The sequence below is a fragment of the Halomonas sp. NyZ770 genome, from assembly GCF_020616575.1.
Classification (GTDB): Bacteria; Pseudomonadota; Gammaproteobacteria; order Pseudomonadales; family Halomonadaceae; genus Vreelandella; species Vreelandella hamiltonii.
Map to the genome: position 1 here is coordinate 113210 of NZ_CP085143.1, position 24625 is coordinate 137834.

The following is a 24625-nucleotide window of genomic DNA, read 5'->3' on the forward strand; positions in this document are numbered from 1 at the left end:
GCTGCGAAACGCCCTGCCACTTGCCCAGTGGCAGGGCGTCAATTTATGGGGGCCATGGCTTCGATCAGCCCTTGAGTAAACATCACGCCTTGACTGAACAGCTGTTGTAGAAAGCTGCCCAGGTCGGTCATCAGTACCATCAGCAGCGTCAGGCCCACCAGGATAGACGTGGGGAAACCGATGTTGAACACCGTCAGCTGTGGTGCTGAACGGTTCAGGATGCCCAACGACAAGCTAATGATGAGCAGTGGGCCTGCTAGTGGCAGTGCCAGCAGCATGCCTGACGCAAAGATGGTACCTCCATAGCGGGCAAGCAGCTCGAAGGCGCCAGGGTTCAAGGTCCCGATGCCTATGGGCAGCGTGACAAAGCTCATGATCAGAGCCTCCAGCACCATCAGGTGGCCATTGAAAGCCAGAAACATCAGCAGCGTCACCGTATAGAGAATGCGCGACAACACCATGATGTTGGTGCCGCTGGAGGGGTCAAAGAAACTGGCAAAGGCCAACCCCATCTGCAAACCGATGAACTCGCCCGCCGCCTGCACCACGGCAAATATGATATGCATGACCAAGCCAATGGCCAGCCCTATCAACATCTGCTCGATGATGATGCCGACGCCTGCCCATGACATGAGCGCTACATCCGGCATCGGGGGGAGTAAAGGGGCTATCACGATGGCAATGACGGCAGCGAGTGCCACCTTGACCTGATTAGGCACGCTGGAGTGGCCCCACAGTGGGGAGGCGGTCATGAAGGCCGTAATGCGCACGAAGGGCCAGAAAAACGCGACCAGCCAGCCCTGTAGCTGGGCAAAGGTGACCTCGACCACGGCCTACATCACCATCGCGGGAATATTACTGAACAGGCGATGTGTAAAATCGGTAATCAAGCCAATGAGCCAGGGGCCTGCCACGACCAGTACGGTGAACACGGCAAGAATTTTAGGAATGAAGGTCAGCGTCATCTCGTTGATCTGCGTGGCAGCCTGAAAAAGACTGATCAGCAGGCCGACGAAGAGCGCTGCCAGCAATATTGGGCCCGCCAGGAATAACATTACCCGCATTCCTTGGTAGGCAAGGCTCATCACCATCTCTGGCGTCATGCTCGTTCTCCTTACCGTCCCGCGGTGCTAAATCATGTAGAAGCTTTCTGCCAGTGAGCCGATGATCAGTTGCCAACCATCCACCAGCACGAACAGCATGAGCTTGAAGGGTAGTGAAATCGTGACCGGGGGAACCATCATCATCCCCAGCGACATGAGCGTACTGGCAACCACCAGATCAATGATCAAGAAGGGAATGAAGATCGTAAAACCAATCTGAAATGCGGTTTTCAGTTCGCTGGTCACGAAGGCGGGTAGCAAGACGCGCATGGGAAGCTCTTCGGGGCCTTGCAAGGGGCCTATGTCAGCCAAGCGTACGAACAGAGCCAGGTCAGGTTCCCGCGTTTGTGCCAGCATGAATTCTCTGAACGGAATTTGGGCCTGAAGCAAGAACTCTTCGAAATTGATGGCTTCCTGTGTCAAGGGCACCCAGGCCGTGTCGTATACCTGGCTGATGACCGGTGACATGACAAAAAAAGTCAGGAACAGGGCAATGCCCAGCAATACCTGATTCGGAGGCGTGGCCTGGGTGCCCATGGCCGTTCTCAACAGGCTCAGCACGATGATGATGCGCGTGAAGCTGGTCATCATCAATAGCATGGCAGGTAGAAATGCCAGCGAACTCAGGAAGAGCAGCGTTTGCAGCGATAGAGACCACTGTTGGCCTCCATCATCTGTCGGCTGGGAGACCAAGCCTGGCAACTGCTGTGCCTCCACGCCAGGGGAGAGCAAAGACAGCAGGCAGCCCATCAAAAGCAGGCTGAACAGCCACCCGCGTGGTGCTATGGAGCGAAACAAAGGCAGAGCATGGGTCATGGCTTGGGCTGAGAGTCGGTGGTGTGCTGAGCGCCGGAGCGCTTGAGACGATGGTTGGCCAAGGCGCTGCTGAAGCGTTGTGAAAAAGGAGAGGGCGAACTCTCGGCTATGGGGGCAGCGCGGTCTTCAGGAGCAGGCCGCTCGTGGAGCATGGATACTTTTCCACCGCTGACGGCGAGCACGAGCCAGGTATCCTCTATCTCGACGACCACCACCCGTTCGCGGCTCCCAATGGCGGTGCTACCCACCACGCGCAGATGGGCACCATGATCGTAACGGTGCTGCTGCCAGCGTTTGAGCAGCGCAGTGCACACCAGAATGATTGCCACCACCAGTGCCAGCGCTGCAGCGGTTTTTCCAAGGACCGCCATGCCGATCAGGGCATCACCGCCGCTTAACGCATCCACGGAATTCGAAGTCGTCGCGACACTCATCGATTTAGTTTATGAATACGCTCTGACGGCGTAATGATCTCGGTAATACGGATGCCGTACTTATCCTCGATGACGACCACTTCGCCCTGCGCAATCAGATACCCGTTGATCAAAATATCCATCGGCTCACCTGCCAAACCTTCCAGCTCGATGACCGAGCCTTGGGCGAGCTCCAGCAATTGTTTGATCGTCAGCTTGGTACGGCCTAGCTCGACGGTGAGTTTGACGGGGATGTCCATGATCATTTCCAGATCGCGGGTCGCGCCACTGCTGGGTTCACCGCTCAGAGGACGGAAGACATCGTCACTGGCAGGTTTTGCCTTGGGGGCTTCGGGGGCAGGCTCTTCCGTGGCCTCCGATTGCTCGGCAGCTTCTTGTTCCGCCATCGCGGCAGCCCAGGGGTCGTCATCGTCACTGGCGGCATCGGCGCTGGACGATGACTCATCTTGTGCAGACATGGCTTCCGCCCAATCGTCATCAGATACTTTTTGATCGGGTTTGTTTGGGTCTGTCATGCTTTGGGTTCCTTAGCTTTCTGTCGCGTTGAACCTTTGATAAAGTCCTTGGACGATACGTTATTCATGGCCGCATGGTCGATCATGCGCAGCACGCGCAAAGCGCGCTGCTGTCGCTGGCTACCGTATTCACACTCCATCACAGGTACACCATCGACCCGTGCTGTAATCGTGGAGGGGATGTCCATAGGCAGTACATCGCCTTTTTTCAAACCCATCACGTGAGCAATACGGCTGGGGATCTGAGCGAACTCTGCAATGAGCTCGACTTCAGATTGGCGCAGTTCGCTGGCCATGCGCCGTGACCAGGTGCCATCGCTGTCGTGGTTACTGTCATTGATCGGGTTGACCAGCAGGTCCCTGAGCGGCTCGATCATGGCGTAGGGCATGCAAATCTGGAAACTGCTCGACAAATTGCCTACTTCGATATTGAACTTGGTATTGACGACGATCTCGTTAGGCGAATTGGTAATATTGGCAAACTTGGACTGTACTTCCGAGCGCAGAAAATGCACATCCAGCGGGTAGACGACCTTCCACGCTTCTTGATAAGCATCTATGGCCAGGTTCAACAACCGCTGAATGATGCGCTGCTCGGTATTGGTAAATTCACGGCCATCCGACTTCGTGACGAAACGCCCGTCGCCGCCAAACAGGTTGTCCACCACCATGAAGACCAGGTTGGGAGGGAAAACCACCAGCGCAGAACCTCGCAGTGGCTTCATCGACACAATGTTCAGGTTGGTAGGTACCGGAACGTTACGCGAGAAGTCGCTGAAGCTTTGATAGCGCACTGATTCGACCGTGATATCCGAACTGCGGCGGATCAGGTTGAAGAGCCCATTGCGGAAATAGCGAGCAAAGCGTTCGTTGATGAAGTCCAGTGCGTGCAAACGCTCCCTGATGACCCGGTGCTGGGTCGACGGGTCATAGGGGCGTATACGCGTTTCATCCTGTGCGTGAGATGACGTAGCCGCTGGCTCGTCATCACCGCTGACGCCTTTCAACAGGGCATCGATTTCTTCCTGGGACAGTAGATCGTCCTGCGACATGAACGGCTCCAGTACCCGGGATTATTGAACGATAAATTCGGTGAACAGCACTTCCCTGAGATCCAGGGGGGGCTGGTTCTCGGTCAAGGGCACAGACAAACGGCTGATGATAGCCTGAGCAAGCGCTTCTTTACCTTCTGTAGAGGTCAGCTCACTCGCTTGCTTGCCAGACAGCAGAATCAGCAGCCGGCTGCGTACTTGCGGCATGTGCTCTTCGATGATGGCTTTGCTCTGTTCGTTGCCTACCCGCAGTGTGATGCCGGTATAGAGCAGGCGTGACCCGAAGCGATCATCGGCCAGGTTGACCGTGAAAGGTTCGATACGCGTGAAGACGGGTGGCGTCGGCGCTAGCGTTTGCTGTTGGGGCTCCCCCTCCGTTCCTCCACGCTGGTCAAGAACGAGATAGATCGCTGCAGCTGCACCCGCCGAAGAGAGCAGTACCAGTATGATCATTACCAGAAGCAGTTTTTTAGATCCGCCGCTTGATTCAGCCATTGATTTTCCCATCATGATCCCGGAAGACGCTCACTGAGCATTATGCCTGACACGAGTAATTATGAAGAAATGAACAGGCTCATCGGAGGAGCCTATCTCTTGGTTTTGCTAACTGTTGATTCACACACCATGCATTAATTTCGTGATGATATACAGCTATGCGTATAGGTCTACCCGCCCATCCGAGTATACGTTTACCAGGTTAGAAGAGCTGTTGTGGTGGTTGTGTTCGTTAGGCATGTCGCCTTCCTCAACAAGCTGCCCAGGCCTATTCTTATGTTCAAACCTCTCATCCCCAGCGCCCTGGTCACCTACGAAAGTATCACTTAAGGTAATGCCTTGCTCTGCAAGCATTTCCCTTAGCTGTGGGATAGCTTGCTCAAGGGTTTGTCGTACATGCGCATGAGCGGAAAGGAACTGGGCCTGTGTCCCTTGCTCTGTCATTCTTAGGGAGATAGAGAGTGGCCCTAGGTCAGAAGGATTTAATTTCATTTCGATACGCTGCTCCCCGCCCCGCTTGACGAAATGTAATAGTTGCTGCCCAAGCTGTGCTGCCCAGCCGGGACTTGAAATCAGAGCGGGTGACGATGCAAATTGCGCAGCCGTTGAAGGCGAAGGTAGGCTGCCTAATGTGGATGTACCTATGGGCAGTAAAGTGGTTGTTTCGCCTGATACTGCTATTGGTTTCTGGGGTTGGTCGCCCTGCGCGTAACTAGTCGAAGTTGCCATAACATGGCTATCGGAAAGCGGAACATTTTGCAGCATTGACCATGTGTTTGTGGACTCCACTGAAAGTGAGTTGGGCTGGTTTGGCGCCGTTATAAGCATTGCGGGCGAGGACGGTACGATCTGTTGCGTGTTACCTTGAGTAGCAAATAGCACATCAACGGTGTTTGTTATCGAAGGAGTTGTCTGGGCGCGGGGCCATGCATGACCAGCATAGCTTGATACTAATGATATGCGCTGGGCAATTTCATCTAGCTCAGTCAATGTATGGGTTGGCTGGGTAGAGGTATGGCCGCCCGCGGTCTGTGTTAACAGCGTATGTGCTAATTGGCTGATCTGTTTCAGGTGCTCTGCTAGAGGATATGGGGATTGCTTACCATCGGAGATGTGTCGAGAATCCGATTCCCATAGTTGGTGCAAAGTTTGTAAGCCGGAAGTGATCTTTACCAACTCGATTGTTAGTGTTTCGTTTGTATTGCTTGATGATGGCGATAGTGCTGAAGCAGTGGGTACGATAGCAAACGCTTCATGAGTGTCTGCAGCGCCGGGAGAGCTATCGGGAAATAGACTCAGCTGGCTAAAAAGTGACACAGTAACATCTTGCGCACTTGCTGTTTTTACTGCCTCAGTATTTTCAAGTGCACCTTGAATTTGCTGGTGGGTTGGCGATGTACGGGGAGTGTGACGACTCAAAATCTCTAGGCTAGAGGTGATCGTAGTGATTGTCTCCTCTAGTGTTAGGTCGTGCGTTGTTGAGGTAGCCGTTGTCAGAGAGCTTGAAGAATCACTTTTTGGTGGTTGTGCTGATTGCCCGGATGCCGAGAAAAAAATAGTGGGCGATGATAAAAAAGCTTGGGCATTGAAAGAGTCAGGAGTATCAATGATGCCGAGAGCTTCTGGGGCGTGGTGCTCTGGCATTGTGCCGGTAGCTAGCTTGTCGACTGCTTGAAGAACAGCAGTTGCAATAGTCTCGACTGATAGGAGCATCATACCTACCGAGACCGTATTCGCAGCTGCTTGTGTAGGCATAACAATTTGTCTATGAACTTGTTTAGCTACTGTATCTTGGGCAGCAGAAAATGCCGTCGCTATATGAACCTGTCCTTTGGCGAGTGTACGTAAGCTGACAATGGAGTGTGCCAGTCTTTCTTCTGTCGATACCGAAGGAGTACTAGCCGTATAGAGGGTTGTTTCTGGTAGTACTTGATATATATTCATATCATTAAAGAGCGCAGCGTCAGAGCGACCAGATTCGCTGATGGCAGGCTCAGTAGGCTTGCTTGATTCAGTGATAGCTGTTTGTGCCTTCGAGATAACGTGGCCCAGACTTGGGTGTGGCGCTCCTCTATCGGCAAGTGCTGCTATGTCGTCAGGCGTTGGCAAACGCCCCATGCGCGACACCTCGAGCATGGTTTGATGAAACACGCCACGTTCGGTCTCTCCCGCGTTCTGCCTAATTAGGGAGGCCGAGCCAATAGTCTGGCCATTACTGGGTAAAAATAACTGAGTGATAGAATGCATGTTGGTTACCCAGGGCAGCATCAAAGTAGCTTATCAGGGCTCTGGCGAGCCATTCGGTTGGTGACCAACTCATCGTTGGCTTTTTGTTCGTGCCTGGCCTGACGGCGATGCTCTTCCAGCAAGCGGCGTGAAGCCAGTGTATCGTAAGAAGAGAGCCGACGCTGCTCTTGCTGCCAGTGTTGCTGACTTTGCTGTACCCGTTTCTGTTGTGCTGCCAGGGCTTGACGTGCTCGACTCAGTGCCGCGTCAAGAGAGGCTAGAAACTGTTGGTAATTGTACATGGTGGCCGGGTCGATGCCCTCTCTCATCGCCTGCTGCAGACGCTCGGCATACTCCACACGATAACGGCTCAGTGACGCCAGCTGCGCCTCCGTTTGCTGTTCCGTCTGGCGCTCTTGGGCCAGCAGCTTGCCTGCCTGATCGCGGGCATCGCGAGCCAGGCCGGTCAGCATGTCGATCTGATGGTTACTCATTTAGCCTCCCACCACCGTGTGCAGCGCTTGACGCGACTCTGATAGCGTTGCGCACTCATCAATGTTCTGTTGTAAAAAACGTTCCAGGCTTGGGAAGCGGTTGACCGCTTCGTCCAGCCTGGGGTCATGCCCTGGGCTGTAGGCGCCTACGCTGATCAAGTCGCGATTGCGTTGATAGCGTGAGAAAATTTGCTTGAAGGTGCGCGCTTCCTGCTGTTGCTCGGGCGTGACGATCGCTGTCATGGCGCGGCTGATGGATGCTTCGATATCGATAGCGGGATAATGACCTGCTTCTGCCAAGGTACGCGACAAAACGATATGGCCATCCAGAATGGCGCGGGCAGAATCGGCAATGGGATCCTGCTGGTCGTCGCCTTCCGTCAGTACGGTGTAGAAAGCAGTAATGGAGCCGCCTCCGCGCTCTGCATTGCCTGCGCGCTCAACCAGTCCCGGGAGCTTGGCAAATACGGACGGCGGATACCCCTTGGTGGCAGGAGGTTCACCAATGGCCAGCGCGATTTCGCGTTGGGCCATGGCGTAGCGGGTGAGCGAATCCATGATCAACAGTACATTGCGGCCCGCATCGCGGAAGCTTTCGGCGATGCGGGTGGCGTAGGCAGCGCCTTGCAGGCGTTGCAGCGGGGAGGTATCCGCAGGCGCAGCGACGACGACCGCACGCCGACGGCCCTCGGGGCCCAATATGTTGTCAATGAAGTCCTGTACTTCGCGCCCACGTTCGCCAATCAGACCGACCACGATCACGTCGGCCTCGGTATAGCGTGCCATCATGCCCAGCAAGACGGATTTGCCCACCCCCGAGCCCGCAAATAGCCCCATGCGCTGCCCCCTGCCGACACTCAATAGCGCGTTGATGGCGCGAATGCCTACGTCGATTTGTGCTTCAATGGGGGCTCTTGAAAGTGGGTTCAAAGGCCTGGAGCTGAGCGTCGTGCGTGGAGCTTCTTCGATATTCTCTCGGTCATCGAGGGGATTGCCATTGCCATCGAGCACCCGCCCAAGCAGCTCTTCTCCCATCGGAAAGCGTCGCGCGCTATGGCCGTTGCCATCGACCAGTGGGGTGACGCGCGCGCCAGGCATCAAGCCGGAAACTTCTTCAAGCGGCATCAGAAAGAGCTTGTCGCCTGAAAAGCCGACGACTTCTGCTTCGGCAAATTTATCGCTGTCGTTCAAGCGTCCATCGACACCGGGCAATTCGATATGACAGGCGCTGCCCACGGCGACACGTAGCCCAACGACTTCGATGACCATGCCCGTGGCCCTGACGACTCTGCCGCTGGTGCGGTAGTGAGGCAAGCGGCTGACGCGCTGAGTGGTGCGTTGAAGGGCTTTGCGCCAGCGGTGCTGATGCGGGCAGGTGAGCGTGTTCATCGTATCAACCTGACGATGGCGCGCTGTGGCGCTTGCGTAGCTGCGCTTGAACGCTTTGCCAGCGACTTTCAAAGGTGGCGTCCAGCTCGCCTTGCGCACTGGTGACGCGGCAGCCGCCGCGGGCGAGCTGATCGTCAGGCTGCAGCACCCATTGGGCAGCTTCAAGTTCGCTACCCAGGTGCGTTTCAACGAGAGTGTGATCCGTGGGGTTCAGCCACAGACGTTGCTTGCCTACCAAAGGGGGCTCGGTATGCAGAAGCTCGCGCACGACCTGAAGAATGTGCTCTGGGTGTTCATCGAGAGCATCGGCGGCCAGCTGCTTGCCGGTCGCCAGCGCCAGGTCGGCAAGGTCGTGAGCGATGGTGTCGTCCAGCCGTTCAAGCGCCTCGGAAAACTGCTTGGCCAAGGACGCCAGTGGCGCTAGCGTTTTCTGAAGCTGTACATCCAGTTCCTTTTCCGCCTGCGCGCGGCCTTCTTCCAGTCCTTTGGTCAGGCCCTCTTCATGCCCACGTGCCAGGCCAGCCTGATAACCCTCTTCTTCGGCCGCTTCGCGAATCTGGTCATAAATTTTTTGACGCTCGTGTTCTTCTCGTGCGCGTGCTTCCGCAGCGGCTCGCTGAGCAGCCTCGACTTTGCGCTGGTGAGCGCTCGGCCCTTGCAGGCTATCGGCATCAGCGGTTGGTGAAGTGAGTAACTCCTCCATCTGCCAGCGTCGCCACTGGCCGTGACGGTCGAATTCAGGCGAATGAGTATCAGACATACTCATCATCTCCACCGGCTAGCACAATTTCACCTGAGTCTGCCAAGCGCCGCACGATCTGCAGGATGGCTTTTTGCTCGGTTTCCACCTGGGAAACACGGATGGGGCCACGGGCCTCCATGTCTTCGCGCACCAGATCGGCAGCACGCTGCGACATGTTGCGCAGGAACTTGTCCACCAGTGCGTCCTGGGCGCCTTTGAGTGCCACCACCAGCGAGTTGGTTTCCACTTCCTGAAGCACCATCTGAATCGCACGATTGTCCAGGTCGAGCAGATTTTCGAACAGGAACATTTCGTCGATGATCTTCTGAGCCAGGTCTTCGCTGTGAGAACGCACTGTCTCGATCGCGACTTCTTCCTGGGCCGAGTTCATCAGGTTGAGGATCTCGGCCGCGGTCCTCACGCCGCCCATCTTGCTGCGCTTGAGATTCTGGCCGTCCAGCATGCTGGTGAGCACTTCGGTCAGCTCTTGCAGCGCGGCAGGCTGCACACCGCTGAACGTCGCAATCCGCAGTACCACATCATTGCGCAGTTTCTCTTCGAACAGCTCGAGGATGTCGGCCGCCTGATGGCGATCCAGGTGCACCAGAATCGTCGCGATGATCTGCGGGTGCTCGTCACGAATCAGCTCGGACACCATGGAGGCTTCCATGAGGTTGAGTGCATCGATACCAGAGTTTTCCCCAGTAGACTCGAGAATATCCTCGATCAGGCTGGTGGCGCGTTCACTGCCCAGTGCCTTGGTCAAGACGGAGCGGATATGCTCGCTGGAGTTCAGATTCAGTGCGACGAACTCTTCGGTTTCTCGGTGGAACGCCTCCAGCACGGCCTTCATGTCTTCATGGGAGACCTGATGCAGTCGCGCCATCTCGGTGCTGATTTCCTGCACTTCGCTGGCGCTGAGGAATTTGAATACCTCGGCGGCACTGTCCTCATCCAGGGCCAGCAGCAGAATGGCGCTTTTGCGCGCGCCGGTCATTTCGGCAAACGTGCTAGTCATTGGCGTTCATCCAGCTGCGGATAATCATGGCGACCATGCGTGGGTCTTCTTGGGCCATTTCCCGCAGGTCGTTGAGGTTGTGTTCATAAAGTGACGTCTTGCGACGACGCTTGGGTTTGCCGCTGTAGGTATCATCCTCATCGGTGTCTCCCACGCTCTCTTCATCGTCATCTTCACTGCCGATGCTGGTGTTCAAGATGCCTCCAGGCATGGCAGCTGCCACCACGGGCGGTTGCGTGTAGCGCTTGATCAACGGGCGCAAAATCAGCCAGTAGAGCAGAAGGGCAACCAATGCTACCAAGAGGTAGCGGCCAAGGTTTGCCGCCATGGCAAGCGTGTCAGGTTGCTGCCACCAGACTGGCTCCAGGCGGCCATCGTCATCGCTGGCAAACGGCGTGTTGACAATTTCCACCTGATCGCCGCGCAGGTCAGAGAAGCCCATGGCTTGCTGCACGAGGCGCTCTAGCTGTGCCACTTCTTCTTCGCTGAGGGCGACTTGTTCGGCTTCTCCCTCTTCATTGATGACCGTACGGAAGTTCACGACCACGGCCGCTGTCAGGCGCTCGATCTGCCCCAGGCGATGCTGAATGTGCTCGATGCTGCGATCGACTTCGTAGTTGACGACGTCTTCTTGGCGCAAGTTGCGTAAGGCGCCAGGTTCAGTTGTCGTATCCTCGGCGTCGTCATCGGGCTGGTTGATCGGAGAGGGCGCGACGCCTGGTGGCGTATTGCTCAGCGCGCCGGGAATGCCTGATGCCAAGGGGTCGTCGCCATCGTAGGACAGGCTCAGCTGGCGGCTACGAACGGCAGATTCGTTGGGCGTCTGGTTGGGGCGATAGCGCTCCGACGTCTCTTCGCGACGAGAAAAATCGATTTGCGCGGCGACCTGGGCGCGAACGTTGTCGCGTCCCACGATAGGCAGCAGGATGTTCTCGATACGCTGCTGGTATGACCGCTCGACTTCGGTGATGTAGGCAAGTTGAGTGCCGTCCAGATCATTGCCTTGTTGGGAGTTGGCGGTCAACAGACGACCGTTTTGATCCACCACGGTCACGTTCTCGGTGGAAAGCTCCGGAACGCTACTGGACACCATATGGACGATGGCGCTGACTTGGCCTTCGCCCAGAACGCGTCCAGGCAGCAGCGTCAATACGACGGAGGCCTTGGCGGGTTCACGGTCACGAACGAAAACGGATGGCTTTGCCATCGAAATATGAACGCGGACACGCTCGACGGGGCCCAAGGATTCAATCGAGCGTGCCAGTTCGCCTTCCAGGCCGCGCTGAAAGTTGACCTGCTCCGCAAACTGGCTAATGCCGAAGGCCTGATTGTCCATCAGCTCAAGCCCTAGATTGCCGCCTCTGGGAAGCCCTTGCTCGGCCAGCTGGAGCCTGAGAGGGTGGACCTGTGCGCTGGGGACAAGCAAGGCTTGGCCCCCCTGGCTGAACTGATAGGGAACGCCACGGCTGTCCAGCTCGGCAATGATCCGTCCACCGTCTGCCTCGTTCAGGTTGCTGTAAAGCACGCGGTATTCTGGGCTGCTGGCCCACATGAAAAGTGCTGCCACCACCGCAATGGAGGCCGCTGCAGCCACCAGGACAACCACGAGCGGATTGCCGCGCAGTTGCTTCATGGTGCGCTCGAAGGTTGAGGGGGAGGCTGATTCGTTCGCCGCCACTCCGCTTTGCGAAGCGCTTGCTGTCGTGCTGTTTTGACGGCCTGCCGTAGCACCGGTTTCGCTCATGCATCCCTCCAACAGGGTTGGCAAAACGGGTGTCGGCCCAGGCGCATCACCAAAGAAGGCATAGGCTATTTCCGTCAATCGCGGTGATCCGCCAAGCAACTAGGGCGGAATTGTGATGAACGCCATTATGATGAGGTGCGTCCACCATAAATGAACGAAAAGCTTGGCTTTTCACGCGCATTTGTTCGTATGAGGGGGGCTGTGTCGATGGTAGGCTCCTGCTAACACTTTAACCTCTGCGATATGAGGAGTTGGTATGAGTTCGCCCTCCATACAGTCTGCGTTACAGCAAATGCATAGTCTGGCCGCGCAAGCTGCCCAGCCAGTACGTGGCGAGCAGGTCTCGACCGTCGTAGGGCAGGCGGGATTTGGCAGTGAGCTGCAGGCATCTATTCAAAGAATCAATCGTTTGCAGCAGTCAGCCAATGCCAAAGCCATGGCCTTCCAGGCAGGAGAGCCGAACATCGAGCTCAACGATGTGATGGTGGACATGCAAAAAGCCAGCGTGGCATTTCAGATGGGGCTGCAGGTGCGCAATCGCCTGGTGACGGCCTACCGCGACGTCATGAACATGCAGGTGTGAGGACGTGGTTGCTCTGGAAGAACGCGACGCTCTGGCGTCGCGGCACTAGGCTGGGCCTCTGGACAGTAGCAAAATGTGCAGACAGGGCCGTCGCCTCGATGCCGCGGATCTCAACCATCCCGCTCAAGTGGCTGGTCAGCGAATGGAGCCTGTCAGTCTCATGCATTCAAAGAAATCAAGTTCCCTTGAAGTTCCTCCAGTCGTTCGGCCATCACGATGATTTCCTCGGCAGGAATCTGACGGATGACATCGCCGGTTTCACTGTCAATGACGCGGGTGATGATGCGCGAAGACTCCTCGCTGATATCGAACTCGAGTCCGCGTGGTCTCATCGCTTCATTGATGCGTTGTATCGGTTCCAGAAGGGCATCTCGCGTGGTGCTCAACGCCGATGGCGTGCGCTCCTCCGGTTGAGAGGGCGAGGCAACCTCAGGGGGTGTGCGTTGAGCGCGCTCCTGGGGTGCGAGAGTATTGGTAATAGAGACCATCGGGTCGATTGGCAGTGGGCCCATAAACAACGTTCCTCTTTTCAAAGCCGTCTAAGGCTGGGTAACGTAAACTTAGAGGCCGATGCAGGTGTTGGATAGCCTCCAACAATGTTATCGGCGAGATTTTCACAAACTTTATCTTTTCCAGTATAGACAAAAAGAAAAGTCTGATACGCAGCAATCGGCATGCGGAGCCATTGGGGCTTCTGTTATGCTCAGTTCCCTTATTTCAAGGGTGGGTTCACCTGACCACCACGGCTGTGAAAGCGAGGCACGCATGGCAGTCCAGCAAGATGAGTATGAACGTATTTCGAACCCATCCGCCATCAGTTCTCTGCTGAATACCATGATAGAGAGCGGTGGGGTATCGCTTTGCCTTGATGCCCCTGAGGCGCGTCCAGAGCCCATTGTGTTGATGGAGCAGCACGAGGGTGAGACGCTCGTGATGGACTTGTCTTCCGTCGACTATCTGCTGTATCGCCTGGAGCAGGGCGAACGCTTCTTTCTGCGTGGGCAATCTCAGGGCAAGGTGATACGCACGCCTCTGCTCGTCCTGACGGAAACGCGTCGCTCTGGTGGGCGCTATCTGTGCTGCAGCGACTACCCGGAGTCGGTAGACGTCCTCCAGCGCCGTGAGTCATACCGTGCCGAGTTGCGTATGGGCATGGTGGTGTCGGCGACCGTTTACGGCGATGGCGAAGAAGGGGTGCAGGGTGAGTTGCGAGACCTCTCCCAGGAAGGGTGTCAGTTGGAGCTGCCGTTGGCAGCGAGTGGCGTGCTGACCGAGACCTCGGAGCCCATGCGTTTGGTGTTTGCCTTTCCGGATGGCACTCAGTTCGACGTGCATGCCGTTGCTCGTCATCAAAAAACAGACGCAGAGCGCCACCTGCTGCGTGTGGGGTTCCGCTTTGCTGGCTGCACCTCCGAGCAAGAGCGGCAGATCTGGTACTTCGTCTGTGAAATCGAGCGTGAGGCCTCGCGTTACAAGAAAGAGTCCCAGGATGAGCGTCAGCCCTCGCCGCTGTTCGAGCAGCCCGGCAAGCGCACACCTGACAGCGAGCATGTTGGCAGGCGGGACATTCGCCGATATGCCACCCCAACCGCCAGGCGTCTGGTCAAGGTGGCCGCCTATCTGGACGCTCAACTGCTGATGCTGCAGCAAGGTCACGATGTCGACTCGCGACAGCTGTCTCGTAATGCCGACCGTATCCTGCAGCTTCATGAAGAGGATCGCGAGGCGCTCTTGTTCGCATCTCGGTGCCTCTCCATGGAGCCCTTGCTGGTGCGGCATGGGATCGCTGTGGCTATTCACTTGCTCGACCTGGTGGGTGGCAATATGCCCCGCGACGTGCGCAAGGCCATCGTTGCCAGCGGCCTGGTCCATGACCTCGGCAAAGCCCTGATCCCCCAGGTGGTTTTCAAGGCGCCCAATTTCGAGCCCAATCATCGTCACGTGTTGAGCGAGCATGTGTCGCTGTTGCTGGCTCGCTTGAATACTTGCCAGTGGTTGTCGGCCACGGTGGCGCAGGCGGTCATTGGTGGAATCAACGAGCGCCTCGATGGTAGCGGTTACCCGGATGGCTTGACGGGAGAGGACATTACCGAGCTGGCCAAGGCGAGCGCCGTGGTCGACGTGGTGGAGGCCATGAGACGGGATCGGCCGGATCGACCAGCACGCACTGCCCAGCAGATCTATCGGCATTTGCTGAGCCATCCCCATCAGTTCGATGCACGATGGATCAAGCGCTATATCGAGCATTTCAGGACGTTGCCCATTGGCTCGCTCGTGTACTTTGCCAGTGAGCAGATGGGATGGATCGTGCGCCTGGATGACAACGGGGCGCCCTTTGAAGTGGTGTTGACCCAGCAAGCCGAGCCGCCTGTGCGTGAGAGCCTGCTGGGCGTCGTGCGCGGAGATGTGTTGGAGCGGCTTGGTAAACCGATGAGAGAAGTGGCGGTTTCTACTTGAGTTCTTTTGATCTGGATCATTCGTAGCGATCGCACGGCAAATAAAGCCTGTGCTCATTAAAGTCCGCTGTTGCGGCGCCGATATATCAGATAGCGAGCAATTATGCCGAATCTCAATTATCCAGCAGTGTATAGCCACCTTTTGGCTACTGCCTTTACAAGGAGAGCCCACTAATGACTTACACTCGCAGCGGTGCGGCCTACGGTCGAGGGGCAAGCGCTTACGCCCGCGTTGGCGTTGAAAGTGGCGTCATGTCGGCAGACCCTCATCAACTGATCGTCATGCTGTTCGATGGCGCGCAGGCGGCGATCCGTGCGGCGCGTATTCATATGCAGGCGGGCAATACCGTAGAGAAGGGCAAATCCATCTCCAAGGCGCTGGATATTGTCAATAACGGTTTGGCTGCGGCGCTGGATCAGGAGAAAGGGGGCGAGATTGCCGAGCAATTGGCATCGCTCTATGACTACATTGCCCGTTTGCTGCTGGCTGCCAATCTGCGTAACGATGAAGAGAGCCTCAATCAGGCGGATCGTCTGCTTGAGGACATTGCCTCTGCATGGCGTGAAATTGGTCAACGGCAAAGTGCGTGAGGCAACATGACAGCTTCCGAAACAGCAGCCCAGGGTAACTCCCAGCAAGCGCTCATCGATGCCTATGCAAGGCTGCTGGTGAGCGTGAATCACATGCATGAGCTTGCAGACAAAGAGCAGTGGGCCGAGCTGATAGAGCAACGCAGCAACTATGTAGTGTTGGTGGAAAAGTTGCGCGAACTGGACAGCCTGGTCTTGCTGGATGACGATGGCAAGCGTCGCAAGTCCGAACTGCTCGAGCATATCCTGGAGCATGACGTGGAAATTCGGCGTCGTCTCGTAGCCAGGCGAGACGAGCTGGGTAAATTGATCAGCGTGACCCAGCGTCAGCGAGACTTGCATCGCGCTTATGCTCCTCAGCAAGGTGGAAGTGCCTTTGCTGCGGATATCGCCAAGGATGAGGGGGCCTCGTGAGTGGCATCACGCCACTCATTGATACGCTGTTACATCAGGTGCTGGGTCGCCAGGCTGAGGCCTCTTCTCTTCGCGCCTTGAACTCGCCAGTCCAGCCAGTTTCCCCGGGCGAGGGGCCAAGAGCCTTGCAGGGGGATGCCAGCCTCGATGGGCGGCCTCTCAATCCGCTGCTGGGCGACCTGCGGCGTTTGTCTGGCACGGCAGAAGGGCTTCGACAGCCTCCGGCCGGGAATGCCACGCCCAACGCCACGCCAAGTTCGACCCAAACGCATTTCAGTCCTGCGGCGCGCACCATTGCCGACGTGCTGCTACGGTTTCCTGCGCCTCCCGCCGTCATCAGGCCGGCTGCCCCGCTATTGTCACCTCAGGAGCCGCTGTCGACGACACAGGTGGCGAGCCGTCTGGAGGGCAGTATTCGTGATAGCGGGCTATTTTACGAATCTCACCTCAAGCGCTGGTTTCAGGGCGACATGCCTCGTCAACAGCTTCTGCGTGAGCCACAGATGCAGCCAGGGCCTCGTCCTGCGTCCCTGCCCATGTCGGCCATGATGCCGCTGGCTGCTACCGGGATCCCCACGGGTGCGTCGTCTCAGGGCAGCGCCATGACCATCTTGCCCAATCTTCCCCTGATACCCGTCAAAGGGGGCGATGCTTTGCTGGAGCGGCCTTTGCCTCTCCCCGTTGCGTCTTCGTCCTCGGGAGCGCCCTCGGCGCCTGCTGTCGTGACACCCAATCAGCCCTTCGCGCCCTTCATGGCCGAGCGTAGGGATGCTCCCGTCGTACAGCCAGCAGCGGCGGTTGCAGAACAGGACATGGCGACTCGGGGTGTGAGAGAAGTAGTGCATGACAGTCTGCAGGGCGTAGTGCGTCAACAGTTGGAAATGTTGGTCACGCCTACGCTACGTTGGGAAGGGGACGTATGGGCCGGCATTTTCATGGCGCTGGTGATCAATCTGCCAGGGCGTGACCCTCAGGATGAAAAAGCGCAGCCAGAAGATTCCCAGCCAGGGTGGCGTTCAGAAATGCAGCTCGATGTGCCTGGACTGGGCGCCTTCCGCATTGCGCTATGGCTGCACCATCAGGTGCTCAGTATCGATCTGACGGCTGATAACCCTGATACCTACCAGCGGCTCGATAGTGAGCTGGATCGCCTGGAGCAGCGTTTGAGTGCGCTCGATTTCGCTAAAGTGCAGGTAAAAGCCCGCTATATTCCATCCGAGGAGGCTGTGGATGATGTCCAGTGAGCGTCGGCGACAGGCCGTTGCGCTGGCCTATAAAGAGGGTGAACAGGCGCCGCGAATAGTGGCAAAAGGGTACGGTGAGCTGGCCGACAGGATCATGGCCGAAGCCCAGCGCCAGGGCATCTATGTCCATGATGCACCCGAGCTTGTCGCGTTGCTCATGCAGTTGGAGCTGGATGCTGAAATACCCGCCAGCTTGTATCAAGTGGTGGCGGAGCTATTGGTATGGGTATTTGAATTGTCAGACGGTGAGCTGAATCAGCGTGAAAGGCGCAAGTAGCCAATGCAATCGTTGTATGCAACCATGATGCTAGGTAAAGAAAAAGTCATCAATGGCGCCAGTATAACGGTCACAACGGCGCGCCTGGGTCGTTCGATGGGACACTATGAGTCAAACAAGCTTTCTTGATGAAATACAAGAGATAAACCTCGCTTACCTTCTGCTTGCTCAGCGTCTGTTGAGCGAAGATCGGGAGGCTGCCATGTTTCGTCTCAAAATTGACGGTGAGCTGGCAGATCTGTTGGTCTCACTGAATGCTTGGCAACTCACCAAGCTCGCGCGTAGCAACCAGCTGGTCTGTCGTTTCAGTCACTCCAGTGGTCAGCGCCTGCGCCAGATTCTGGACAATCCACGAGATCAAGGCTTGTCAGGGCTGCATGCGTCGCTGTTATCTGCCTGTGAGCCTCTTTCCTCGCTGTCGTCAGGAGAGTCGAAGTGAGTCAAAAGAGCCTTGTGGATGAAATGCATCAGGTGCAATTGGCCATTGAGCTGATCGAGCTGGGTGCGCGTCTGCAGGTATTGGAGACGGAAACGGAGTTGAGTCGCACCCGACTGATCAAGCTCTACAAAGAAGTGCGCGGAATGTCTCCGCCTAAAGGCATGCTGCCTTTTTCGGCCGACTGGTTCGTGACTTGGCTGCCTAACGTGCATTCGTCACTGTTTTACAACATTTATCTCGGCTTGCTCGAGGGGGCGGAGTGTGAGCGTATCGACGCTTTCGTCAAAGCGTATCGGCTGTACGAGGAGCAGGTTTCGCTAGAGGGGGCAGAGTCGGTGCTGGGGCTGACGAGGGCGTGGACCTTGGTGCGCTTTTTTGAAAGCGATCTGCTGCAGCTGACCACGTGTACGCGCTGTGAGGGCCACTTCGTGGCACATGCCCATAGCCCGGTTCATGATTATGTCTGCGGTATCTGTCAGCCCCCCTCTCGGGCAGGCAAGACGCGTAAGCCCGCGCGTTGAACGTATAAAATTGTCAAACCTCTGGCGGCAGACCATAAAAGCAATAAACTGCGCTTTAACGCATAGATAGCGGCAAAAGTCGTTGATGCTTTCTCATTAAATCGTGCTGTCACCTGAGTATTATAGATATAAGCTTCACCTTAGATGGAGCCGTTTGCGACTGTCGGTAAGGCATTGCGTACGGCGCTGTTGATAAACCACTCATATCGCAAGGAAACTGCTTGTGCTGATTCTCCTAGGTTATGTCGTCGTCTTGTTCTGCGTCTTTGGCGGCTATGTGATGGCTGGTGGTAGCCTGGGGCCGCTCTATCAGCCCCTGGAGCTGCTGATCATCGGTGGCGCTGGCGTTGGGGCTTTCCTGGCTGCCAACAATGGCAAGGCGATCAAGGCCACGTTCAAGATCCTGCCCCGGCTAAAGCGAGCCAAGAAGTACAACAAGGCGCTGTACATGGATCTCATGGCCTTGCAGTACAAGATTCTTTCCAAGGTTCGCCGAGAGGGCATGCTCGGGATCGAGCGCGATATAGACAATCCCAAGGAGAGCCCGCTATTTCAAGAGCATCCTAACGTTCTCGCCGATCCTCATATCATGGACTTCCTGACGGATTACCTGCGCTTGATGGTCAGCGGTGGTATGGAGCCCATGGAAATCGACGAGCTGATGCTCCACGAAATAGAGGTTTTCGAGCAAGAGGCTCACATTCCTATCGACGCGATTGCCAAAGTGGGGGATGCCATGCCCGCCTTCGGCATCGTGGCAGCGGTCATGGGGGTAATTAAAGCACTCACCTACGCCGATGCTAGCCCAGAACAGATGGGTGAGATGATTGCCCATGCACTGGTCGGCACCTTCCTTGGTATTTTGATGGGCTATGGCTTCATCAGCCCGATTGCCAGCTATGCCGACCGCCAAGCCAAGGAAGCCGAAAAGATGCTTCAGTGCATTCGCGTGACGCTGCTGGCCAGCTTGCACGGCTATGCCCCGCAGTTGGCGGTCGAGTTTGGACGCAAGGCGCTGCACAGTGCCGAGCGCCCGAGCTTCTCTGAACTGGAGGAGTACGTACGCGATGCCAAAAAGGGCGGTAATGCATGAGTAAGGGGGGGGATAAGCGCCCGATCGTCATTCGGCGCAAAAAGGTGGTTCATGCCCACCATGGGGGGGCATGGAAGATCGCGCTGGCAGATTTCATGACGGCATTGATGGCGCTGTTCCTCGTCATGTGGATTCTCAGCGTTTCCAGTGAAGAGACCCGCAGAGGAGTGGCCGATTACTTCAGCACGCCGCTGGTCACGGCAATTACTGGCGGCGATCGTTCCGGCAGTACCCGTGTCATCCCTGGCGGTGGCCCTGACCCTACGCACAGCGACGGCGAACGTGCACGGATTGATGTTTTGCAGCACACGCGGCCGAGTGCTCAGGAGCGGCGCTTTTTCGAAGATTTGCAGGAGCGCATCGAGCGGGCCATCGAGCGTGATCCCGAGCTGCGTGAGCTGCGTAACCAGATGCGCTTCGATCTGACGCGTGAAGGACTGCGGATTCAGCTTCTGGATACCGAGCAGCGGCCCATGTTCGAGCTGGGCAGCGATCAGGTAGCGCCTTACATGCGCAGCCTGCTGCGCACCATGGCTCCGCTACTGAATGACCTGCCGAATGACCTGAGCATCAGCGGTCATACGGACAGCGTCCCGTATGCAGGTGGGTACCGCGGTTACAGCAACTGGGAACTCTCCAACGATCGAGCCAATGCATCGCGTCGTGAGCTGGTGGCGGGCGGACTTGACCCTGATCAGCTACTGCGAGTATCGGGCTTCGCCGACCGTGTACTACTCTCGGACACGACGCCGACGGATCCCATCAATCGACGAATCGAGCTCGTGGTTTTGCTGCCAGAAATCGCCGAAGCCATACGGAACCCGGGAATTTTGACGCCCAGCTCACCGCAGCCAGCAGAGCCGGCAGAGAGCGTGCCCGAAGAAGACCTTTTGCCACAAAACATACCGCAAGCCAGCGACAACCAATGAGCCTGGCTTGCCACATAATGATGACGTTCAAGTGGAGCGGTGCATGGACATAGCGGATTTTTTTGACACCTTCTTTGAAGAGGCCGAGGAGCTGCTGGCGGATATGGAGCAGCACTTGTTGGAACTGGATGTCGATAATCCGGATAGCGAACAGCTAAACGCTATTTTCCGCGCGGCCCACTCCATCAAAGGTGGGGCGGGGACCTTTGGCTTCAGCGTGTTGCAAAAAACCACGCATATCTTCGAAAACCTGCTGGATCATGCGCGCAAGGGAGAGCTAGCACTGCGCGCTGACCTCGTCGATACCTTCCTGGAGGCCAAAGACATCATGCATGAGCAACTCAATGCCTACCGCAATGAGGAAGAGCCGAATCAGGAAGCCTACGAGCGGATATGCGAGACGCTCCAGCAGATCGCTTTGGAAGAGATTGGCAAGTCTCTGGATGCGCCAGCCGCACCCAAGGTAGAAGAAGCGCCTGTCAAAGCGGCCAGCGCGTCTTCAGCCAGTGAGCCAGAAAGCGGTCAGGAAGGGGAGCACCGTCTCAAGGTGGCGCTGCTCAATGTGAGCGAAAAAGATCGACTGCTGCTGGTAGAAGAGTTGGAGCAGTTGGGCGATGTCGAGTCACAGTCGGGTGATGAGAAGCGCTACGAAGTCATCCTGTCGGGAGGCGTCAGCGCCGACGACATCGAGGCCGTGATGTGCTTTATCATCGAGTCGGATCAGATCGACATCACGGCATTGGCTGCCAGTGCTCCTGCGGCTGCCGGTGAACCGCCAGCACCTGTGGCCGAGCCCGCTCAGCAGGACAGCGCTACCGTCACCAAGGCGCCTGCGCCCGCCAAGCCAGCGGCTGCCAAGGCAGCGACCAAGAAACCTGCCGATCAGGCGCCCAAAAAGGCAGCTGCCGAAACCTCGTCGATCCGCGTGTCGGTCGACAAGGTGGATCAGATCATCAACCTCGTGGGCGAGCTGATCATCACTCAATCGATGCTCGATCAGACGGTGAGCGACCTCGAAGGCCAATCGGTCAGCAACAGCTCCCTGCAAAATGGCATGAGCCTGCTGCAGCGTAATGCCCGTGACCTCCAGGAAGCCGTCATGTCGATCCGCATGATTCCCATGGAGTTCGTATTCAGCCGCTTCCCAAGGGTTGTGCGTGATACGGCCAGCAAGCTGGGCAAAGAGATTGAGCTTATCACCGAAGGCAAGTCCACCGAGCTGGACAAGAGCCTGGTAGAACGCATCACCGACCCGCTGACACACCTGGTACGCAACAGTCTGGATCATGGCGTGGAAATGCCGGAAGTGCGTGAGTCCCTGGGCAAGCCGCGTGTGGGCAAGCTGGTGCTCTCGGCACGCCACCAGGGCGGCAATATTCTGATCGAAGTCCGTGATGACGGGGCCGGCATGGACCGTGATCGGCTGTTGGCCAAGGCGCGTGAAAATGGCCTCAACGTGTCCGACACGATGTCCGATGAAGAGGTGTTTCAGCTCATCTTCGCCCCCGGCTTCTCCACTGCCAAGGAAGTGACCGATGTCTCTGGGCGTGGCGTTGGCATGGACGTGGTGAAGCGTAACATCCAGGGGATGGGCGGGCGTGTCGAAATCCAGTCGAAAAAAGGCGAGGGTACCAATACCCGCATCGTGTTGCCGCTGACGCTCGCCATCCTGGATGGCATGTCCATCAAAGTGGGCAACGAGACGTTCATCCTGCCGTTGTCTACCGTGCTGGAGTCGCTACAGCCTGCCAAAGGGGATATGTACGCCATGGCGGGAGATGACGTGGTACTCAAGGTGCGCGACGAGTACCTGCCTGTCATCGCCATTCATGAAGTACTGGATGTCGAAAATGCCATTACCGACCCCACCCAAAGCATTGCGGTCATCGTGCAAGGGGAGGGGCGTCGCTATGCCATGCTGGTAGACGAACTGATCGGTCAGCAGCAGGTCGTCGTCAAGAATCTTGAAGACAATTATCGCAAAGTGCCGGGCGTATCGGCCGCTACCATCCTGGGGGACGGTAGCGTTGCGCTGATTCTCGATATTACCGGCTTGCACCGTTTGAGCCGGGTGAAAAAAGAAGCAGGGAAAATCGCTAATCAACCCCATCTCTCTTATTACAAAGAGGCTGAGCCGTCATGAGTCATTCATCCAACGAAGCAGTGTTAGCCGCTGCCGAAGCAGAAAACCGCGAATTCCTGGTGTTTTCCCTCGGGGATGAAGAGTACGCCATCGATATCCTGAAGGTTCAGGAGATTCGTGGTTATGAAAACGTCACCCGCATCGCGAATGCGCCTGATTTCATCAAGGGTGTCACGAATCTGCGTGGGGTGATCGTGCCGATCGTGGACCTGCGCATCAAGTTCCACCTCGAGAATGTCGAGTACGGTGGTCAAACAGTCGTGATCGTGGTCAATGTTGCCGATCGTATTGTTGGTATTGTGGTAGACGGTGTTTCCGATGTGATGACGCTCGTGCCTGATCAGATCAAACCCGCACCTGAGTTCGGTGTCACGCTCTCCTCCGACTTCCTGAGCGGCCTGGGCAGCCTGGATGACCGGATGTTGGTGCTGGTCGATATCGATAAGCTGTTGACCAGTGAAGAGATGGCGCTGGTGGACAGCACGAGTCATCACTGATACCTGCCATGGGCACAAGGAACGTGCCCATTCTGGTCCACTTAATCCGCCTTGGTGCTAAGGACAGCGCTAGTCAGTACGGTTGCGTTTGGAGTAATGCGTGTGACACAGCTAGTGCGTCAACTGATGAGTAACATGACGGTGCGTCTTAGTTGGGGGCTGGTGCTGGCCACCTTTTCACTCCTGGTAGTGATTGCCTGTGGTATCGGCCTTTACGCGCTTCATCATGGCGCCACGCTGGTGCAGGCCACGGCAGATGCTCAAGCCCAGCAGCAGGCATTCACTGCTTTTGCCGAGCGCATCCGTTGGGCGCTGATCGCTATCGTGCTGATGACCATCGTCACTGTCGTGATCGTGGTATGGGGCGTCACGGTCAACGTGTTGCGCCCGCTGGATCGGTTAGTGGGTTATTTCGAACGCATGGCTCAGGGTGATCTGAACCAGCAGATCAGCTCGCCCGGCAAAAGTGAAATTGGCAAGCTCTACAGTGCCATGGCGCACATGCAGGCTGCGCTTTCGGATACGGTGGGGATCGTTCGGCGCAGTGGAACCACGATCTTCGAACGCTCCCAGCACATTGCCAACGGCAATAACGACCTCTCGTCGCGCACGGAACAGCAGGCTTCTTCGCTCGAAGAGACCGCCTCCAGCATGGAACAGCTCGCCTCTACCGTCAGCCATAATGCCGACAACGCTCGCCAGGCGAGCCAGTTGGCGGGCGACGCGACCCTGACCGCTCGGCGCAGCGGTGAAGAAGTAGGGCAAATCGTCGAGACCATGCAGGATATCAGTGCCAGCTCTCACCAAGTGGCGGATATCATTACCGTTATCGATAACATTGCTTTCCAGACCAATATTCTTGCGTTGAATGCGTCGGTAGAGGCGGCCCGTGCGGGTGAACACGGCAAGGGGTTTGCCGTCGTGGCTCAGGAGGTGCGTAGCCTGGCCAGCCGCAGTGCCAACGCAGCCAAAGAGATCCGCACGCTGATCGATACGTCCCTGGGCAAGGTGGATGCGGGTACCCAGCGCGTCAACCAGGCTGGGCAGACCATGCAAGACCTGGTCACTGCCGTACAGCGGGTCAGTGACATCATGGATGACATTGCGGCGGCTTCCGAAGAGCAAAGCAACGGCATCGGGCAAGTGAACCAGGCGGTTGCCCAGATGGATCAAGTCGTTCAGCAAAATGCTCAGCTGGTGCAGCAAGCCGCCCGCAGTGCCAACGAATTGGAAAGCGAGGCAGCCCGTCTGCGTGAAGCGGTGGAGCGCTTTCGTGTGGCAGGAGGGGCGGTAGCCGTCCCTTCCGCCCCTACGCATTCCCCACCGATGAAACGGCCTGCTACCCCGCCGCCAACGCTGACCAAAAAAGCGTCAGAAGAAGAGTGGGAAACGTTTTAAATACCGATAACG

The 24625-nt window shown here is 56.8% G+C and carries 27 protein-coding genes; 13 read left to right on the plus strand and 14 right to left on the minus strand.

The genetic code is table 11. The features are described 5' to 3' along the window. Positions 1-38: 38 nt before the first annotated feature. The 13 genes from fliR to fliF form a co-directional block, all read right to left on the minus strand. Positions 39-830 (minus strand): flagellar biosynthetic protein FliR, encoded by a 792-nt coding sequence (fliR, locus tag LG409_RS00495; RefSeq protein ID WP_039180874.1) that lies wholly within the window; start codon positions 828-830, stop codon positions 39-41. Between the two features lie 3 nt (positions 831-833). Further along, positions 834-1103 carry a flagellar biosynthesis protein FliQ gene (gene fliQ, locus LG409_RS00500; protein WP_039180870.1) on the minus strand — a complete coding sequence of 90 codons (270 nt, stop codon included), beginning with the start codon at positions 1101-1103 and terminating at the stop codon, positions 834-836. A gap of 27 nt (positions 1104-1130) precedes the next feature. Further along, positions 1131-1853 (minus strand): flagellar type III secretion system pore protein FliP, encoded by a 723-nt coding sequence (fliP, locus tag LG409_RS00505; RefSeq protein WP_422822518.1) that lies wholly within the window; start codon positions 1851-1853, stop codon positions 1131-1133. Positions 1854-1915: 62 nt separating this feature from the next. Next, a complete protein-coding gene (gene fliO, locus LG409_RS00510; RefSeq protein WP_422822516.1) occupies positions 1916-2326 on the minus strand; it encodes a flagellar biosynthetic protein FliO in 411 nt (136 codons plus the stop codon). 23 nt (positions 2327-2349) lie between these two features. Further along, on the minus strand, positions 2350-2868 hold the full coding sequence (gene fliN / locus LG409_RS00515; protein ID WP_039180862.1) for a flagellar motor switch protein FliN: 519 nt from the start codon (positions 2866-2868) through the stop codon (positions 2350-2352). Then, the gene (gene fliM / locus LG409_RS00520) at positions 2865-3920 is read right to left on the minus strand and encodes a flagellar motor switch protein FliM (protein ID WP_039180859.1); all 1056 of its coding nucleotides are present in this window, start codon (positions 3918-3920) and stop codon (positions 2865-2867) included. The genes fliN and fliM overlap by 4 nt, the downstream gene beginning before the upstream one ends. Before the next feature lie 21 nt (positions 3921-3941). After that, complete coding sequence (fliL, locus tag LG409_RS00525) at positions 3942-4415, minus strand: flagellar basal body-associated protein FliL (RefSeq protein WP_096921686.1); 474 nt, start codon at positions 4413-4415, stop codon at positions 3942-3944. Positions 4416-4571: 156 nt separating this feature from the next. Further along, positions 4572-6533 carry a flagellar hook-length control protein FliK gene (locus tag LG409_RS00530; protein WP_227407410.1) on the minus strand — a complete coding sequence of 654 codons (1962 nt, stop codon included), beginning with the start codon at positions 6531-6533 and terminating at the stop codon, positions 4572-4574. 149 nt (positions 6534-6682) lie between these two features. Further along, a complete protein-coding gene (fliJ, locus tag LG409_RS00535; RefSeq protein ID WP_096921684.1) occupies positions 6683-7135 on the minus strand; it encodes a flagellar export protein FliJ in 453 nt (150 codons plus the stop codon). Then, on the minus strand, positions 7136-8524 hold the full coding sequence (fliI, locus tag LG409_RS00540) for a flagellar protein export ATPase FliI (protein ID WP_227407411.1): 1389 nt from the start codon (positions 8522-8524) through the stop codon (positions 7136-7138). It lies immediately after the preceding gene. Positions 8525-8528: 4 nt separating this feature from the next. Beyond that, the gene (locus tag LG409_RS00545; RefSeq protein ID WP_096921683.1) at positions 8529-9284 is read right to left on the minus strand and encodes a flagellar assembly protein FliH; all 756 of its coding nucleotides are present in this window, start codon (positions 9282-9284) and stop codon (positions 8529-8531) included. Then, on the minus strand, positions 9277-10284 hold the full coding sequence (fliG, locus tag LG409_RS00550) for a flagellar motor switch protein FliG (RefSeq protein WP_039180845.1): 1008 nt from the start codon (positions 10282-10284) through the stop codon (positions 9277-9279). The genes LG409_RS00545 and fliG overlap by 8 nt, the downstream gene beginning before the upstream one ends. Further along, positions 10277-12028 (minus strand): flagellar basal-body MS-ring/collar protein FliF, encoded by a 1752-nt coding sequence (gene fliF, locus LG409_RS00555; RefSeq protein WP_096921682.1) that lies wholly within the window; start codon positions 12026-12028, stop codon positions 10277-10279. The genes fliG and fliF overlap by 8 nt, the downstream gene beginning before the upstream one ends. 256 nt (positions 12029-12284) lie before the next feature. Between fliF and fliE the strand changes: the two genes are divergently transcribed. Beyond that, positions 12285-12611 carry a flagellar hook-basal body complex protein FliE gene (gene fliE, locus LG409_RS00560; RefSeq protein ID WP_039180838.1) on the plus strand — a complete coding sequence of 109 codons (327 nt, stop codon included), beginning with the start codon at positions 12285-12287 and terminating at the stop codon, positions 12609-12611. A 158-nt stretch (positions 12612-12769) separates the two neighbouring features. Here the strand turns inward: fliE and LG409_RS00565 are convergent, their stop codons facing one another. Then, positions 12770-13123 (minus strand): flagellar protein FlaG, encoded by a 354-nt coding sequence (locus LG409_RS00565; protein ID WP_039180835.1) that lies wholly within the window; start codon positions 13121-13123, stop codon positions 12770-12772. Positions 13124-13376: 253 nt separating this feature from the next. On the opposite strand from LG409_RS00565, the gene LG409_RS00570 reads away from it, so the two are divergent. The 12 genes from LG409_RS00570 to LG409_RS00625 all read left to right on the plus strand — a co-directional run bounded on the left by LG409_RS00570 (position 13377) and on the right by LG409_RS00625 (position 24613). Beyond that, positions 13377-15068, plus strand: coding sequence for an HD domain-containing phosphohydrolase (locus tag LG409_RS00570; RefSeq protein WP_227407412.1), 1692 nt, complete (start codon positions 13377-13379; stop codon positions 15066-15068). 173 nt (positions 15069-15241) lie between these two features. After that, positions 15242-15658 carry a flagellar export chaperone FliS gene (gene fliS / locus LG409_RS00575; protein ID WP_039180829.1) on the plus strand — a complete coding sequence of 139 codons (417 nt, stop codon included), beginning with the start codon at positions 15242-15244 and terminating at the stop codon, positions 15656-15658. 6 nt (positions 15659-15664) lie between these two features. Then, positions 15665-16072, plus strand: coding sequence for a flagellar protein FliT (gene fliT / locus LG409_RS00580; protein WP_052196442.1), 408 nt, complete (start codon positions 15665-15667; stop codon positions 16070-16072). Continuing rightward, the gene (fliK, locus tag LG409_RS00585; RefSeq protein ID WP_227407413.1) at positions 16069-17316 is read left to right on the plus strand and encodes a flagellar hook-length control protein FliK; all 1248 of its coding nucleotides are present in this window, start codon (positions 16069-16071) and stop codon (positions 17314-17316) included. Before fliT ends, fliK begins: the two co-directional genes overlap by 4 nt. Beyond that, positions 17303-17593 (plus strand): EscU/YscU/HrcU family type III secretion system export apparatus switch protein, encoded by a 291-nt coding sequence (locus LG409_RS00590; RefSeq protein WP_096921678.1) that lies wholly within the window; start codon positions 17303-17305, stop codon positions 17591-17593. Before fliK ends, LG409_RS00590 begins: the two co-directional genes overlap by 14 nt. A 106-nt stretch (positions 17594-17699) precedes the next feature. Then, a complete protein-coding gene (flhD, locus tag LG409_RS00595; RefSeq protein ID WP_039180823.1) occupies positions 17700-18032 on the plus strand; it encodes a flagellar transcriptional regulator FlhD in 333 nt (110 codons plus the stop codon). Beyond that, positions 18029-18553: a flagellar transcriptional regulator FlhC gene (gene flhC, locus LG409_RS00600; RefSeq protein WP_227407414.1), complete on the plus strand. Its 525-nt coding sequence runs from the start codon at positions 18029-18031 to the stop codon at positions 18551-18553. The genes flhD and flhC overlap by 4 nt, the downstream gene beginning before the upstream one ends. A gap of 223 nt (positions 18554-18776) precedes the next feature. Next, a complete protein-coding gene (gene motA, locus LG409_RS00605) occupies positions 18777-19646 on the plus strand; it encodes a flagellar motor stator protein MotA (protein WP_096921676.1) in 870 nt (289 codons plus the stop codon). After that, the gene (motB, locus tag LG409_RS00610) at positions 19643-20575 is read left to right on the plus strand and encodes a flagellar motor protein MotB (protein WP_096921675.1); all 933 of its coding nucleotides are present in this window, start codon (positions 19643-19645) and stop codon (positions 20573-20575) included. Before motA ends, motB begins: the two co-directional genes overlap by 4 nt. A gap of 43 nt (positions 20576-20618) precedes the next feature. Then, on the plus strand, positions 20619-22718 hold the full coding sequence (cheA, locus tag LG409_RS00615) for a chemotaxis protein CheA (RefSeq protein ID WP_227407415.1): 2100 nt from the start codon (positions 20619-20621) through the stop codon (positions 22716-22718). After that, entirely contained in the window at positions 22715-23215 is a 501-nt protein-coding gene (cheW, locus tag LG409_RS00620; protein ID WP_039180809.1) for a chemotaxis protein CheW, read from the plus strand. Before cheA ends, cheW begins: the two co-directional genes overlap by 4 nt. A 126-nt stretch (positions 23216-23341) precedes the next feature. Next, on the plus strand, positions 23342-24613 hold the full coding sequence (locus tag LG409_RS00625) for a methyl-accepting chemotaxis protein (protein ID WP_039180929.1): 1272 nt from the start codon (positions 23342-23344) through the stop codon (positions 24611-24613). The last annotated feature ends 12 nt before the right edge of the window (positions 24614-24625 follow it).